This is a genomic window from Peribacillus sp. SIMBA_075 (assembly GCF_046534585.1).
Genome location: NZ_JAWRYN010000779.1, coordinates 1 through 265 on the forward strand (window position 1 = coordinate 1; position 265 = coordinate 265).

Below are 265 nucleotides of genomic sequence, written 5' to 3' on the forward strand. Positions count from 1 at the left end.
ATCAATATTTGAATCATTTAGAACTTCATCGACATTACTTGTTACTACGATTCCATCAATGCAAACATCACGTTCCTTTTCCAAATCACGTACAACGACTGTCTTTACCTTTACTTCATATCCTGTATCAAGAGTGATTTTTTTATAATGTTCTTTCAAAATATGGACAACACCACTTCCGACAGTACCTAACCCTAATACCCCAACATTAATAACATTATTCATTTTCTAATCTCCTCCTAAATAGTTTAATTGTTACACCTGT

General features: G+C 32.5%; 1 pseudogene. It reads right to left on the minus strand.

Features of this window, described 5'->3' with window-relative positions:
• Positions 1-225 (minus strand): annotated as a pseudogene (locus SB775_RS30320) (homoserine dehydrogenase); the annotation flags it as partial.
• Between the last annotated feature and the right edge of the window lie 40 nt (positions 226-265).